Source organism: Subtercola frigoramans (genome assembly GCF_016907385.1).
Taxonomy (GTDB): domain Bacteria; phylum Actinomycetota; class Actinomycetes; order Actinomycetales; family Microbacteriaceae; genus Subtercola; species Subtercola frigoramans.
The window spans coordinates 3,184,618-3,199,114 of record NZ_JAFBBU010000001.1 but is presented as its reverse complement, the minus strand read 5'-3'; the positions used below and the strand labels follow the sequence as shown (position 1 = coordinate 3,199,114).

The window sequence follows — 14,497 nt, the reverse complement described above, 5'->3', positions numbered from 1 at the left end:
CGATCGGGCGCGAAGAGTCGACCACGGCGTGACGGTGAGGCGGCTGGTGGCCGCCCATCTACAATACGCGCCATCCAACCCGCTCCGCCCCCCGCCCCAAAGCTCCCGCCCCCCCCGCGTCCTCCCAGTGAGTGTCCCAACTTCTGCTGGGATTCGGGCGCCAGAGCAGCAGAAGTTGGGACACTCACTGGGAGGAAGGGAGGGGGGGTTATGGATGCTCGGGGAGGAGGGCGCGCAGGGTGAGGGCCGTGGCGACCGCAGCTTCGGCGGCCTCGCGGCCCTTGTCCTCCTTGGAACCTGGGAGTCCGGCGCGGTCGAGGCCCTGGGCCTCGTCGTCGAGAGTGAGCACGCCGAACCCGACCGGCTTGCCCGTGAGGATGCTCACCTGCGAGAGGCCGGAGGTCGCAGCGTCGGAGACATACTCGAAGTGCGGGGTTCCACCGCGGATGATGACGCCGAGGGCGACGACGGCGTCTGCGCCCGCCTCGAGCGCGGCGCGGCTGACGACCGGAAGCTCGAAGCTCCCGGCGACGCGGATCTCCGTGATCTCGACGTTCGCCTCCTCGAGAGCGCGATGGGCCCCGGCGAGCAGCCCGTTGCTGATCACGTCGTGCCAGCGGCCGGCGACGATCGTCACCTTGAGCCCGGTGCCGTCGAGAGTGGTGGAGGTGGGGATTCCGGTGCCGGCCATGCGCGGGCATCCTTTCGGGTTGGGGTTCGGGTTGGGAGTGCGGTGAAATGCGCGGTTGTGGGGGACGGGCTGGATGCCCGGGGGCCTTACTCGACGAGGGTCGGGAGGGGCAGCAGGTGACCCATGCGGTCGCGCTTGGCATCCAGGTACGACGAGTTCGCCGAGCCACGGCCGACGATCAGCGGCACCCGTTCGACGACGGTGATGCCGCGCTCTTCGAGCTGGCGCACCTTTTCGGGGTTGTTCGTCAGCAGCCGTACATGGGTGAGCCCCAGGTCCTCGAGGATTGCGACAGCTGCGCCGTAGTCGCGCACATCGCCGGGGAGCCCGAGGGCGAGGTTCGCGTCGAGGGTATCGAGCCCGTCTTCCTGCAATTGGTACGCACGCAGCTTGTTGATGAGCCCGATTCCCCGACCTTCGTGGCCGCGCAGGTAGATCACCACACCGCCGAGCTCGGCGATGAGGTCGAGTGACGCAGTGAGCTGAGGGCCACACTCGCACTTCAGCGAACCGAAGGCCTCGCCGGTGAGGCATTCAGAGTGGATCCGCACGACGGAGCTCGGGTCTGACGGGTCACCGGCGATCACGGCAAGGTGATCTGCGCCGGAGACCAGATCGTGGTAGGCGCGAAACCGGAATGTGCCGTGGATGGTCGGCACCAGGGTCTCGACTGCGAACTCGACGCGGTCTACGAGATCGACGGGCACGTGGTCCATGCGCGACCCGAGCGTCGGTCGCTGGTCGTCTCGACTGGTCGAGCCACTACTGGTCGAGCCAGCACTAGCCGAGCCACTACTGCTCGAGACAGTGTTGCTCGAGCCGTGGCTGTCCGCGTCAGAAAGGGCGGTGTCAGCCCCGACGACGGGGGCGTCCTCGTTGCCGTCCACGGCGAGAGCCGTTCCGGCCTCTGCCCGCGCATCGGCTTCGTTCAGCCAGACGATGAGCGCCTCGATGGTCGTCACGGGCAGACCCTCGCGGGCTGCGATCTCGAGGAGTTCGGGCATCCGTGCCATGGAGCCGTCGGTGCTCACGATCTCGCCGATCACGCCGACCGGCGAGAGCCCAGCCAACTGCATCAGTTCGACAGACGCCTCCGTGTGGCCCGGGCGCTCGCGAACACCGCCGGCGACGGCGACGACCGGCAAGACATGACCGGGACGGATGAAGCTGGCCGGCGTCGAGGCGCCGTCTGCCAGCGCGCGCAGGGTGAAGGCGCGATCGGCGGCGCTGATGCCCGTGGTGACGATCGGTGACGACGCATCGACGGTGATTGTGTAGGCGGTGCGGCGGGAGTCTTCGTTGCGCTCCACCATCGGAGGCAGCTCAAGGGCGGCGGCGCGCTCGACGGTCATCGGGGCGCAGAGGAAGCCGGAGGTGTTGCGCACCATCCAGGCGATCCACTCGGGGGTCGCGAGCTCGGCCGCGAGGATCGCGTCGCCCTCGTTCTCACGGTCTTCGTCATCGGCGACGATCACGGGCTTGCCTGCGCGCAGAGCTGCCAGGACTTCGGGCATGGGTGTGAGTGACATCGGTGGCTCCTCAGCGCTGGGTGGTCGTGGGCTTGGTGGTGGGATCGGTGGTTGTTCGAAGCGAGAGCAGTCGCTCGACGTGCCGGGCGAGAATGTCAGTCTCGATGTTGACGACGTCACCGACGGCAAGCGCGCCCAGGGTGGTCGCAGAGAGGGTCTCGGGGATGAGCGATACCTCGAACCAGTGCGCGGAAGCGGTGTGGGCATCGCCGGCGTCGGCGCCCTCGGTGGGTGGCGTGGCACCCGGATGCCCGTGGCCCCCATCGACGTTCGACACCGTCAGTGACACCCCCGCGACGGCGATCGACCCTTTGTCGACCACGAGCGGGGCGAGCTCGGGGCTGAGACTGAAGCGAAGCACGCTCCAGGCCTCGCCGGGGGTGACTGCGAGCACGGTGCTGGTGCCGTCGATGTGGCCCTGCACGATGTGGCCGCCGAGCCGGTCGCCGACCAGAGCTGCACGCTCGAGGTTGACCGCGTCACCAGGCTTCAGCGAGCCGACTGTGCTCATGTCGATGGTCTGCTGCATCACGTCGGCGGTGAAGGAATCCACGGTCTGGTCGACCACGGTCAGGCAGACGCCGCTCACCGAGATCGAATCGCCGTGGCGAGCTCCCGACACGGCGAGGGGAGCGCGGAGCGTCAGGCGAACAACATCGGCGCGCGGCTCGATTGCCAGGACTTCGCCTTTTTCTTCAATGATTCCGGTGAACAAGGTGGTGCTCCTTCGGGTCGGAGGTGGAGGGGGTGACGGAGGTGACGGAGATGACGGATGTCGGGGAGGTGCTTGCTGTGGAGGAGGAGGTGCCTGCTGTGGAGGAGACCGGAGAATCGAGGAAGACGGCCGAGCTTTCGCCGCGAACCGGTTCTGCGACGATGCGAAGGTCGGGGCCGAGCAGGTCGAGCGAGACGATCGTGAGTGGCAGGGCATCCGCGATGCCGTCGACGCCGATGTCGCCGAGGGCGAGGAGCGGGCCCCCGAGCAGTACCGGTGCCAGGTAGGCGACGATCTCGTCGGCCAATCCGACCCTGATGAACGCGCTCGCCAGGGTCGGGCCGCCCTCGACGAACACCGAGCGCACGCCGCGGTCGAAGAGGTCGGCGAGAACACCGTGGAGGTTGCGCGACTGGTACTCGATGACTGGCAGCGGGTGGTCGAACACCCGCGCAGTGCGGTCGATGCGGCGCTCGCCGATCATAACGGGCTGGGGCTGGTGCGCATACAGGGTGGGCTCGGTTTCGCCGGTCGAGACGGGCATCCGTGCGGTGAGCGACGGGTCGTCCGCGAGCAGCGTTCCCGTGCCGACCGCAATGGCGTCGGCTCGGCTGCGGCGCAGGTGAACGTCGGTGCGGGCATCCGGGCCTGTGATCCACTGGCTGGTGCCATCAGCTGCTGCCGCACGGCCGTCGAGGCTCGACGCCCATTTCACGGTGACGAACGGGCGCCCGTTTCGCATCGCGGTCAACCACGGGTGGATGCTGCGCTCGACCTCTGCGGCGAGAACACCGCCGTGCACGCGCACCCCGGCGGCCGACAGTGTGCCGGCTCCGCCCCCGGACCGCAGCCCGGGGTCGCCGGCCCCGAAGTACACCGTGCTGATCCCGGCGGCGACGAGTGCCTCGCTGCACGGGCCAGTGCGTCCGGTGTGGTTGCAGGGCTCGAGGGTGACGACGGCGGTGGCGCCGATGGCGTCGGATGCTGCGCTCAGCTTGGTCAGGGCATCCACTTCGGCGTGGGGAGTGCCCGCCCCGCGGTGCCAGCCTTCGGCGAGAACGACTCCGTCGGGGCTGAGGATGACGCAGCCGACCTGCGGGTTGACGCCCCACGCGGGGCCGTTCGCAGCGAGCTCGATGGCGCGGCGCATGGCGGCCTCGATGGAGGGTGCGGCGGCAGGCGCAGAGGCGGCAGGCGCAGAGGCGGCAGGCGCAGAGACAGCAGGCGCAGAGGCGCCCTTGCCGTCGTGTTCTGTCGAACGCATCTCAACCCTCGTCTGTCAAGAGACTCCGGGGTAGCGTCAACGGCTCATGGGTGCCAACAGGGTCGTGGGCACACACGCGTGCACCTCTCATCCGGACTTCTGAGGGAACACAAGCAAACCCTCATGACCGTCGGTCTCGGAATTTCACCGAATCAACCTTGGCGCTGGCCGACATTGCTGTCGGGAGCGCCGCAGTTCGCGGACTATAACCGCCGGTTCGGATTCTCACCGACCCCGGAGCACGGTCCTAGTGTAGTGCGCCGCCGCCCCTTCGGCGCACTACAGCGGAATGTTACGGGGTTCCCTTGTTGATCCGCGGAAACGTGGGGCGCGACGTACACGCCGCCGCGCCCCACCGACTTCGCTCCGCGTGAGCGCCCTTGCGACACCGACACCACTGTGCCGACCTCGCTAACGCGCCGCCACCCCGGAGGCTGGGTGCGCGAAAAAGTCCCCAAGAAGACGAGACAAGGGACGTTTGTGCGCACGCATCACTGTGGTGGGGCGAATGGCCGGGCAGCGGGCTGTGGGCGAGGTACGGTGGCGGCCGCCGCCGCGGTTCAGCGGGTGGCGAGCGACTGCGACTTGGGGATGCGGCCCAGGCGGGACGCGATGCCCCAGGTGGTCACCTTCGAGAGTGCCTCCACCACGATGCCGGTCGTCATCTTCGACTGGCCTTCCAGTCGCTCGACGAACGTGATCGGGAACTCCCGCACGACTCCGCCCGAGCGCTCGACGAGCCACGCCAGTTCGATCTGGAACACGTAGCCGGCCGAGTCGAGCTGCGAGAGGTCGAGCGCGCGCAAGGTGTCGGCGCTGAACCCGCGGTACCCCGAGGTGATGTCGTGCAGCTTGGACTTCAGCATGATGCGAGCGTACGTGGTGCCCGAGCGGGAGATGAGCTTTCGGTACCAGGGCCAGTTCTCGGTCCTGCCGCCGGGGATCCAGCGGGCGCCGATGCCCAGGTTCGCGCCGGCGTCGAGGAGCTTGAGCAGCCGGGGCAACTCCTCCGGCTGGTGTGAGCCGTCAGCATCCATCTCGATGATGTAGTCGTAGCCCTTGTCGAGCGCCCAGCCGAACCCCGCGACGTACGCGGTGCCGAGGCCGTTCTTCTCTGTACGGTGCATGATGTTCACGCGGTCGTCGGTGGCAGCGATGGCGTCGACGATCTGCCCGGTGCCGTCGGGGCTGTTGTCGTCGACGACGAGAACGTGCACGTCAGCAGACTTCAGCACGCGCTCGATGATCGCGGCGATGGTCTCTTTTTCGCGATACGTGGGGATGACGACGACAGCTCCAGGCAATGGGCTACCTTTCTAACGGTCTTCGCACAGCGGCGCAGCGCGGTCATGTGACGGTTTGCGTGCCGTGACGCGCAGCCAGAACAGCCTTCAGGAGGCAGTGCGACGGTTCTCGCGGCGGCGCGCAAAAATCGGCGACCGGTCCAATATACGGCACAGCCTCCTAGTGTTGATGTGTGAACGCCACCAACTCCATGCCTGAACGCGGCTCACAGTCGTCTCCCAGCGCATCCCCGGCCGCATCGACCAGGCGATCGGCCACCCCTTCCACGATCTCTCGTTCAAGCTCCACGTCGTGGTTCACGGGGCGCAGGATGAACGTCGCCGCCCTGTCTCCCGACCGGTACGCGAAGCTCATCCTCTCGACCACTCGCGTGCCTTTCCTGCAGGTCGTGAAGACCTCGGTCGCGGCCATCCTCGCCTGGGTCGCGTGCACGCTCCTCTTGCAGGGTGCGCCGCCCCTGTTCGGCGTGATCGCGGCGATCCTGGTGGTGCAGCCGAGCGTCAACCAGTCGTTCGGTAAAGCCCTCGAGCGGTGCGTCGGAGTCATCATCGGCGTCGTGCTCGCCTACTTCATCGGGGTGCTCTTCGGGCAGGCCTCGTGGGTCATCCTGCTGTCGGTGATCGTGGCCCTGCTGATGGGGTGGGCGCTGCGGCTCGGGCCGACCTCGTCGGTGCAGATCCCCATCAGCGCGATGCTCGTGCTCTCGCTCGGGGCTTCGACCCCGGGGTATGCCATCGACCGCATTCTCGAGACGATCATCGGCGCGCTGCTGGGCGTGGCCGTGAATCTGCTCATCGTTCCGCCGGTGGCACTGCAGCCCGTACACGAGGCCGTCGCGCGGCTGGGCAACGAGGTGGCGGGCATCCTCGACTCGCTCGCTCGGATTCTCAGCGAACCGAGTACCGCGCCCGAACGCACGGGCATGCTGGTCGAGGCGCGACTGCTCACGCCGATGCGGGCGAAGGCGGCGGCTGCGCTCTCGGCGGGCGAGGAGAGCCTCAAGTACAACCCGCGACGCTCGGTGCACCGCGACCTACTCGAGAGTGACGGGCAGCTGCTGGCGATGCTGTCGGTGCTGGTGACGCGCGTGACAGGCATGGCGCGCGGGGTATACGACCACTACGACGACGAGCTGCTGGGCGAACCGATCGTGGGTGAGATCGTCGCAGAGATGGGCCGGGCGTCGCACGACCTGCGCCTGGTGATCGCGAACGCCGAGCTTCCGGGAACCGAGCCTGAGGCAGCGGTGGATGATCAGCCGGCCCTCACCGCACCGCTGGCCATTGCCGTGCCCCGCAGCGAACACTGGGTGCTGCTGGGGTTCCTCCTGGAGGATCTTCGCCGAATCCACGAAGAACTCGTCGAGGCCACCGAGCAGCACTGAGCGCGGCGATCTGCGGCTGGAACGCGGGTCAGTCGCGGCCGGGGCCGAAGGATTTGAGATGAGCCTGGGTGAGGGCATCCATCTCGTCGTCTGAGAGTTCGTCGACCTGCTTGGCTTCTTTTCGGTCGTGCTTCGACCAGCGGATGAACAGCAGGATCAGAATCGGAATGTCGGCGATCTCTGCGATGAACCAGAGCAGGTCGCCCGAGAGCTGCTGGTCGCGGAGGGGGCTCGGGAACCAGCCGGGAACCGCGGTGGTGATGGGCCCGGCGTGGTCGAGAATGGTCTCGTTGAGCCGCAGCAGAATGCCGGGGATCGCGTCGAGCACCAGCTCCACGAACGCGAGCATGAACTCGGCGGCGATGAACAGGGTGGTGCGCGCGACGACCAGCTCGGTGAGCGGCAGCACCATGATGAGCCCGACCATGGGCACGACGATCGCGATCGCGTCTTGCGCGAAGGGAGACTCACGGAGCGTGCCTGCGACCGGCGTCAGGAAGATTGAGAAGGCGACGAGCGCGAACACCGGACCGAAGACGGCGTTGCCCATGATGCCGACCACGCGGGAGTTCAGTACGGCCTCGAGTGCCCGGAGCGGTGCGCCTGTCAGCGCGGCGCGGGCCAGCGAAACCGGTTTGCCCGTGGCGAGCAGGGCGGGCACGGCGAACAGCAGCAGCGCGATGCGCGTGGTGAACGCGAACCGGAGTTCTTCGCTGTAGACGCCCAGAAAGCCGAACTCGACGACGGCGAACGACCCGAGCCCGAGCAGGTAGAAGCCGAGGCTCGGGGCGATCCGCCAGTGCTCGCCGCGGCGAGCGAGGGCCAGGATGCCCGCGAGATACATCAGCCCGGCGACACCGATCGCGGTGACACCGACGGTGTTGAGCTGCCACGTCGTGAGAAACGTGAGAATGTCAGGCGTGGTGGTGCTCCTCGGGTGTCGGTGAGTCCATTATCCGCCCGGTGGCGGCCCGAGTCGGCGCCCTCCGACTCGGTCGGGGCCCGGGTCGGGCGCTGGGTGCGCGGAATCGTCCCGAAAGTGGGCGGTAGGGGGACGTTTGCGCGCACCGTGCGGGGTGCGGGCGGTGGGGTCGGGCGTTGGGTGCGCGGAATCGTCCCGAAAGTGGGCGGTTTGGGGACGTTTGCGCGCACCGTGGGGGTGCGGGCGGTGGGGTCGGGCGTTGGGTGCGCGGAATCGTCCCGAAGGTGGGCGGTTTGGGGACGTTTGCCAGCGCTCAGGGGGGGTGCGTGCCGGCGCCAGTCGGTCGAGACGGAGGGTCGGGCGAGACGGAGGGCCAGACGAGACGGAGGACCAGACGAGACGGGTCGCGCTGACCCCGAGCAAACGAGCTCGAGTCAGACTAAGCGGTACGTGACTCGACGGAGGAGGCCGATGCGGTCGTAGACCGTGTCGAGCGTCGCCTGGGCGACCTCGTTCGCGCGATCGGCGGCGGCGTTGAGAATGCGGTCGAGCTCGGCAGGGTCTGCCAACAGTTCGAGCGCACGCTCGCGCATCGGGGCCAGCGTGCCGATGACCACCTCGGCGAGGGCCTTCTTGAAGTCGCCGTACCCGCGGCCGGCGAACTCGGCCTCGATCGACGCGATCGACTGCCCAGAGAGCACCGAGTAGATCGTGAGCAGGTTGGACACCCCCGCCTTCGTCGCCGGGTCGTAGACCACGCCGCCCTCGGCATCGGTCACCGCGCGCATGATCTTCTTCTGGGTGACGCTTGGTTCGTCGAGCATCCAGATGATGCCCGCGGTCGACTCGGCCGACTTCGACATCTTCGAGGCCGGGTTCTGCAGGTCGTAGATCTTGGCTGTCGCCTTCAGGATGTACGGCTCAGGTACCACGAAGGTGTCGCCGAAGCGGCTGTTGAACCGCGTCGCCAGGTCGCGCGTGAGCTCGATGTGCTGGCGCTGGTCTTCGCCGACCGGGACCTCGACAGCGTTGTAGAGCAGGATGTCGCCGGCCTGCAGGATGGGGTACGTGAAGAGCCCGACAGAGGTGGAGTCGGACCCCTGCTTGGCAGACTTGTCTTTGAACTGGGTCATGCGGCCGGCCTCGCCGAAGCCGGTGATGGTGTTCAGCACCCAGGCGAGCTCGGCGTGGGCGGGCACGTGGGACTGCACGAAGAGCGTCGACTTGCTCGGCTCGATGCCGGCCGCAATGTACTGAGCCACGGTGCGGCGAGTGTTCTCGCGGAGTGCAGCCGGCTCCTGCGGAACCGTGATGGCGTGCAGGTCAGCGAGCATGTAGAACGCTTCGTGCGTCTCCTGCAGCTCTTTCCAGCTCAGCAGCGCGCCGATGTAGTTGCCGAGGTGGAGGGAGTCGGCTGACGGCTGCATGCCCGACATCAGGCGCGGTTTCGTGCTGTTCATGGGGTGAGTCCTCAAAGAATGGTTGTCTCAAGTAAATCAGGTTCGCCCCCGCCCCGAGTTCTGTCGGAACGCGGCAGGGTCTCGCTCAACGGCAATGATGCTTCTGTCGTGAATTCGATATGGTTCCGGTCGAATCGAAGCGAGCTCGGTGGAAAGCGGCGGCGTGTACGTTGCTTTCCACGGCCTGTGGGCCATCAACGTCAGTTTCGCAAAGCTCTCCCGGCAGTGCGCCGTTCCCACCGGCCTCTCCACCCGCCGCGAGCGGCGCGCGAAGCCTCTGGCTAGCGTGCGCCGCAGAGGCGGCGGCGCACAAATGTAATCAGATCTGGTAGTCGACGACGACGGGGGTGTGATCCGACCATCGCTCGGCGTGCGAGGCTGCGCGGTCGACCTCGTAGCTCACGGCTCGTTCGGCCAGTGCCGGTGTCGCCATCTGGTAGTCGAGTCGCCAGCCCGTGTCGGTGTCGAAGGCGTGACCACGCTGCGACCACCACGTGTACGGCCCGTCGACCTCGCCGGCAAACCTCCGGCCGATGTCGACCCAGCCGAGCCCGGGGCCCTTGCTGCCATCGACGCCCTCGACCACGGTGCCCGCCTCGCCGAAGAACCGGTCGAAGTAGGCGCGCTCCTTGGTCAGGAACCCGGCACGCTTGACGTTGCCCTTCCAGTTCTTGATGTCGAGGGTCTTGTGCCCGACGTTTAGGTCACCCACAACCACCACAAGCTCGCTGTGCGCCGCCAGTTCGGGCAGCCGCGCGGTCATGCCGTCGAGGAACTTGTACTTCTCGACCTGTTTCGGCGTATCGGCCTCGCCCGAGTGCACGTAGGCACTCACGACCGTCACGATCTGTCCGTTGACCTCGTAGTCGGCCTCGAGCCAGCGCCCGGCGCTGTCGAACTCCTCATCGCCGATGCTCACGCGGTGGATGCTCGCCTTACTGCGCGACGCCAGCGCCACCCCTGCCCGGCCCTTCGCCGTCGCGGCATCGTGCAGGATGCTCCACTCAGGCCCGAGCAGCCCCTCGAGGTCTTCGGTGGCCGCACGAACCTCCTGGATCGCGAGAATGTCGACGCCCCGGGCATCCAGCCACGCCCCCATGCCTTTGCGGTAGGCGGCGCGCACGCCATTGGTGTTGATCGAGGCGACGCGCAGGCGTGTGGAACCAGAACTCATGCACCAAGCCTACCGAGAGCCCCCGACACCCTGCGCGCTTGCTGGGTCGATTGCCGGGGCCTCGCTCTCAGCCTCCAATTCGACATCGAGTCGTTTGACTGTGCGCCGGAGGCGAGAGCGGCGGAGCCCCCGCGCATCCTCGAGTTCAGCAGCCGCCGTGGCGCGCTGGGCAGTGAGAACTTGTCGGTGCGCGTCGGCCTCGGCCTGGAGAGCCTGCGCTTCGAGCTGCTCGGGAGTGAGCATCCGCGGGTCGATGTGCGCATCGTTCATACTGACCTCGATCCATGACGCGAAGACCAGCAGCACCTGGCAGATCAGGTTGAACCAGATGAGAATACCGATGATCACGGCGAAAGAGGCCAGGAGCGGGTTGGAAGTCGCACCGCCGAGCAGAGACGAGCCCAGAATCTTCAGCACGCCCATGACTGCGGCTGCGAATGCCGATCCGGGAATAAGCTGCTGCCAGGGAATCGGCACTCCTGAAAGCACACGATAGATTCCGGCGACGACCACGGTGTCGAAGACGAACACCACCAGGAGTCCTACGACGCGGGCGAGAATCTCGCCGGCGATCGATTTCTGGTCCCAGCCGAAGAGATCGAAAACGAATCCGATCGCAGACACCGAGAGGATCGACATGCCGGCGGAGATGAGGAGCAGCACCGCGAAGGCGAGGGCGAGGCCGAAATCCTTGAGCTTCAGCAGCACCGGGTTCGTCTTGGGGCCAGGCAGATTGAAGATCAGGCGGATTGCGCTGCGGGTGGATCCGAGAAAGCCGACAGCCGTGAAGATGAGGCCTGCGACAGCGATGATCCCGGTCCAGCCGAGTGCGGGTGTGGCGCTCGTCAAGGCATCCGGCTTGATGGCCCCGTCTGGGCCGATCAGGCCGGGCACGCTCGTGTTGAGCTGGGCGATGATCGCATCCTGCAGCTGCGGGTTCGCCGCCAGGGCCAATCCGAAGATCGAGAACGTCGCCGCCAGGGCCGCGAAGATCGCGAACACGGCCTGGTAGCTCATTCCGGCGGCCAGCAGCGGTCCGCCGTTCGCCCCGTAGTTCTGGAAGACCCTCACGATCTTGAGCTTCATCACCCACGCGATCAGCGCAGCGATCCCGGTCGTTTTCGCCGCACCGTCGTCGGCGGCAGCGGTTGCCTTCTCGACAACCTCACTCGGTTTCGGATCTTTGGCGCGCTTGGCACCCCGGGTGGCGTCTGATGTGCTCACACGCCCAGCCTAGATTGCGGCGCGCACAAAGAAGAGTCGCTCCCCGCGCCTTGCGCTGAGAGCGACTCTTGTCTATGGGGCGCGCAGTGATACGCGTGCGGGTTCACCGGTGGTTGAGTAGCCGCGGAGCGGCGTATCGAAACCCGGTGTCAGGCGCGGGGGCTTCGATACGCGGCGATGCCGCTACCCAACCGGCGATGCAGCGGGCTAACGCTTGCCGAACATGATGGCCTGCTTGACCTCGGCGATGGCCTGGGTGACCTGGATGCCACGGGGGCACGCGTCGGTGCAGTTGAAGGTGGTGCGGCAGCGCCACACGCCCTCCTTGTCGTTCAGGATGTCGAGGCGAACGCTCGAAGCCTCATCGCGCGAGTCGAAGATGAAGCGGTGCGCGTTGACGATCGCGGCCGGGCCGAAGTACTGCCCGTCGGTCCAGAAGACGGGGCACGACGAGGTGCACGCGGCGCACAGGATGCACTTGGTGGTGTCGTCGAAGCGTGCACGGTCGGCGGCCGACTGCAGGCGCTCCTTCTCCGGCTTCGAGTTGGCGAACAGGAACGGCTGCACCTCGCGGTACGACGCGAAGAACGGCTCCATGTCGACGACGAGGTCCTTCTCCAGCGGCAGGCCCTTGATGGCCTCGACGTACACGGGCTTCGTGATGTCGAGGTCCTTCATGAGGGTCTTGCAGGCGAGGCGGTTGCGGCCGTTGATGCGCATCGCATCGGAGCCGCAGACCCCGTGTGCGCAGGAGCGGCGGAAGGTGAGCGAGCCGTCTTGCTCCCACTTGATCTTGTGCAGGGCATCCAGCACACGGTCTGTCGGGTAGAGCTCGACGTCGAAGTCCTCCCAGCGCGGCTCTTCGTCGACCTCGGGGTTGAACCGGCGCACCATCATGGTGACGGTGAAGGTGGGGATGGGGGCTTCGGCAGCGGGTGCCGGGGAATCAAGCGTCGATGTTGCCATAGGGATCTAGTACTTCCTCTCCATGGGCTGGTAGCGAGTGACCACTACCGGCTTGGTTTCCAGTTTGATGTGGTCGCCTGCATCGGCGGAGTGCGCGTCACCTGTGAGGTACGCCATGGTGTGCACCATGTAGTTCTCGTCGTCGCGGTTCGGGTAGTCCTCGCGGAAATGGCCGCCGCGGCTCTCCTTGCGGTAGAGCGCGGAGTACACGGTCACTTCGGCCAGGTCGAGCAGGAAGCCGAGTTCGATCGCTTCGAGAAGGTCGGTGTTGAACCGCTTGCCCTTGTCTTGGACCATGACGTTCTTGTACCGCTCGCGCAGCCCCTCGATCACGTGCGTGACCTCGGTCAGCGACTCCTCGGTGCGGAACACCTGGGCGTTGCGGTCCATCGACACCTGGAGCTCTTTACGCAGGTCGCTCATGCGCTCGGTGCCCTGGGTGGTACGGAGCATCTCCACGAGCTCGCGGATCGGCTTCGCCGGGTCGTCGGGCAGCTCGATGAAGTCAGCGGTGAGCGCGTACTCGACCGCGTTGTTGCCGGCGCGCTTGCCGAAGACGTTGATGTCGAGAAGCGAGTTCGTGCCGAGGCGGTTCGAGCCGTGCACCGAGACGCAGGCGCACTCTCCGGCCGCGTAGAGCCCGGGCACGATGGTGTCGTTGTCGCTCAACACCTCCGCCTTGACGTTGGTGGGGATGCCGCCCATCGCGTAGTGCGCGGTCGGCAGCACGGGCACCGGCTCGGTGTACGGCTCGACGCCGAGGTAGGTGCGCGCGAACTCGGTGATGTCGGGAAGTTTCGCGTCGATCACGGCCGGTTCGAGGTGGGTGATGTCGAGGTAGACCCAGTCCTTGTTCGGGCCGCCGCCGCGACCTTCGCGGATCTCGGTCGCCATGCAGCGCGCGACGATGTCACGCGGGGCCAGGTCCTTGATGGTGGGTGCGTAGCGTTCCATGAAGCGCTCGCCCTCGCTGTTGCGGAGAATGGCGCCTTCACCGCGGGCGGCCTCAGAGAGCAGGATGCCCAGCCCCGCAAGTCCCGTCGGGTGGAACTGGTAGAACTCCATGTCTTCCAGCGGAAGACCCTTGCGCCAGATGATGCCGACGCCGTCACCGGTGAGGGTATGCGCGTTCGAGGTCGTCTTGAAGATCTTTCCGAAACCGCCGGTGGCGAAGACGACCGACTTGCCCTGGAAGACGTGCAGGTCGCCGGTCGCGAGCTCGTAGGCCACGACGCCCGCTGGTCGCTTGACTCCGTCGACCTCGACCATGACGAGGTCGAGCACGTAGTACTCGTTGAAGAAGTTGATGCCGTGCTTGACGCAGTTCTGGTACAGGGTCTGCAGGATCATGTGGCCGGTGCGGTCGGCGGCGTAACAGGCCCGGCGAACGGGCGCCTTGCCGTGGTCGCGGGTGTGGCCGCCGAAGCGGCGCTGGTCGATCTTGCCCTCAGGCGTGCGGTTGAACGGCAGGCCCATGTTCTCGAGGTCGATGACCGCGTCGATGGCTTCGCGCGCCAGGATCTCTGCGGCATCCTGGTCGACGAGGTAGTCACCTCCCTTGACAGTGTCGAAGGTGTGCCACTCCCAGTTGTCTTCCTCGACGTTCGCGAGCGCTGCTGCCATGCCACCCTGCGCCGCGCCGGTGTGTGAGCGGGTGGGGTAGAGCTTGGAGATCACCGCGGTGTTGGCCTTGGGGCCGGCTTCGATCGCCGCGCGCATCCCGGCACCACCGGCGCCGACGATGATGACGTCGTGCTGGTGGTAGGTCACGCCGTCTACGACGGCGCCGTCTGCATATTCAGTCACTGCTGTGCCTTCTGAGAATCGGGGAGCTGAAAACCGGGAGGAGCTTGAATCCGGAGA

At 66.7% G+C, this 14,497-nt stretch carries 12 protein-coding genes and 1 riboswitch; of the genes, 1 reads left to right on the top strand and 11 read right to left on the bottom strand.

Annotated features, from left to right (window positions below; genetic code table 11):
- Positions 1-208 precede the first annotated feature (208 nt).
- The 5 genes from ribH to JOE66_RS14905 form a co-directional block, all read right to left on the bottom strand.
- Positions 209-691 carry a 6,7-dimethyl-8-ribityllumazine synthase gene (gene ribH / locus JOE66_RS14925; RefSeq protein ID WP_205110719.1) on the bottom strand — a complete coding sequence of 161 codons (483 nt, stop codon included), beginning with the start codon at positions 689-691 and terminating at the stop codon, positions 209-211.
- Positions 692-777: 86 nt separating this feature from the next.
- A complete protein-coding gene (gene ribA, locus JOE66_RS17365; RefSeq protein ID WP_239518329.1) occupies positions 778-2,220 on the bottom strand; it encodes a GTP cyclohydrolase II in 1,443 nt (480 codons plus the stop codon).
- 10 nt (positions 2,221-2,230) lie between these two features.
- Complete coding sequence (locus JOE66_RS14915; protein WP_205110708.1) at positions 2,231-2,935, bottom strand: riboflavin synthase; 705 nt, start codon at positions 2,933-2,935, stop codon at positions 2,231-2,233.
- A complete protein-coding gene (gene ribD / locus JOE66_RS14910) occupies positions 2,916-4,085 on the bottom strand; it encodes a bifunctional diaminohydroxyphosphoribosylaminopyrimidine deaminase/5-amino-6-(5-phosphoribosylamino)uracil reductase RibD (RefSeq protein ID WP_205112062.1) in 1,170 nt (389 codons plus the stop codon). Before ribD ends, JOE66_RS14915 begins: the two co-directional genes overlap by 20 nt.
- A 189-nt stretch (positions 4,086-4,274) precedes the next feature.
- Positions 4,275-4,445, bottom strand: a riboswitch (FMN riboswitch).
- A gap of 314 nt (positions 4,446-4,759) precedes the next feature.
- Positions 4,760-5,503: a polyprenol monophosphomannose synthase gene (locus tag JOE66_RS14905; protein ID WP_205110706.1), complete on the bottom strand. Its 744-nt coding sequence runs from the start codon at positions 5,501-5,503 to the stop codon at positions 4,760-4,762.
- Positions 5,504-5,676: 173 nt separating this feature from the next.
- On the opposite strand from JOE66_RS14905, the gene JOE66_RS14900 reads away from it, so the two are divergent.
- On the top strand, positions 5,677-6,888 hold the full coding sequence (locus JOE66_RS14900) for an FUSC family protein (RefSeq protein WP_307827230.1): 1,212 nt from the start codon (positions 5,677-5,679) through the stop codon (positions 6,886-6,888).
- A 28-nt stretch (positions 6,889-6,916) separates the two neighbouring features.
- Here JOE66_RS14900 and JOE66_RS14895 read toward each other — a convergent pair whose 3' ends face one another.
- The 6 genes from JOE66_RS14895 to sdhA form a co-directional block, all read right to left on the bottom strand.
- Positions 6,917-7,732 (bottom strand): cytochrome c oxidase assembly protein, encoded by an 816-nt coding sequence (locus tag JOE66_RS14895; protein WP_205110704.1) that lies wholly within the window; start codon positions 7,730-7,732, stop codon positions 6,917-6,919.
- 512 nt (positions 7,733-8,244) lie between these two features.
- On the bottom strand, positions 8,245-9,270 hold the full coding sequence (gene trpS / locus JOE66_RS14890) for a tryptophan--tRNA ligase (RefSeq protein WP_205110702.1): 1,026 nt from the start codon (positions 9,268-9,270) through the stop codon (positions 8,245-8,247).
- 319 nt (positions 9,271-9,589) lie between these two features.
- Positions 9,590-10,444, bottom strand: coding sequence for an exodeoxyribonuclease III (locus JOE66_RS14885; protein ID WP_205110700.1), 855 nt, complete (start codon positions 10,442-10,444; stop codon positions 9,590-9,592).
- A gap of 9 nt (positions 10,445-10,453) precedes the next feature.
- Complete coding sequence (locus JOE66_RS14880; RefSeq protein WP_205110698.1) at positions 10,454-11,668, bottom strand: YihY/virulence factor BrkB family protein; 1,215 nt, start codon at positions 11,666-11,668, stop codon at positions 10,454-10,456.
- A gap of 207 nt (positions 11,669-11,875) precedes the next feature.
- A complete protein-coding gene (locus JOE66_RS14875; protein WP_205110696.1) occupies positions 11,876-12,634 on the bottom strand; it encodes a succinate dehydrogenase iron-sulfur subunit in 759 nt (252 codons plus the stop codon).
- A gap of 6 nt (positions 12,635-12,640) precedes the next feature.
- Complete coding sequence (sdhA, locus tag JOE66_RS14870) at positions 12,641-14,440, bottom strand: succinate dehydrogenase flavoprotein subunit (protein WP_205110694.1); 1,800 nt, start codon at positions 14,438-14,440, stop codon at positions 12,641-12,643.
- Positions 14,441-14,497 lie beyond the last annotated feature (57 nt).

What these genes read in the sequence shown, in the direction of transcription:
- ribA (WP_239518329.1), bottom strand. Translation starts at nt 2,220, where the DNA reads ATGTCACTCACACCCATGCCCGAAGTCCTGGCAGCTCTGCGCGCAGGC.
- trpS (WP_205110702.1), bottom strand. Translation starts at nt 9,270, where the DNA reads ATGAACAGCACGAAACCGCGCCTGATGTCGGGCATGCAGCCGTCAGCC.
- ribD (WP_205112062.1), bottom strand. Translation starts at nt 4,085, where the DNA reads ATGCGCCGCGCCATCGAGCTCGCTGCGAACGGCCCCGCGTGGGGCGTC.
- ribH (WP_205110719.1), bottom strand. Translation starts at nt 691, where the DNA reads ATGGCCGGCACCGGAATCCCCACCTCCACCACTCTCGACGGCACCGGG.
- JOE66_RS14885 (WP_205110700.1), bottom strand. Translation starts at nt 10,444, where the DNA reads ATGAGTTCTGGTTCCACACGCCTGCGCGTCGCCTCGATCAACACCAAT.
- JOE66_RS14895 (WP_205110704.1), bottom strand. Translation starts at nt 7,732, where the DNA reads ATGTATCTCGCGGGCATCCTGGCCCTCGCTCGCCGCGGCGAGCACTGG.
- JOE66_RS14875 (WP_205110696.1), bottom strand. Translation starts at nt 12,634, where the DNA reads ATGGCAACATCGACGCTTGATTCCCCGGCACCCGCTGCCGAAGCCCCC.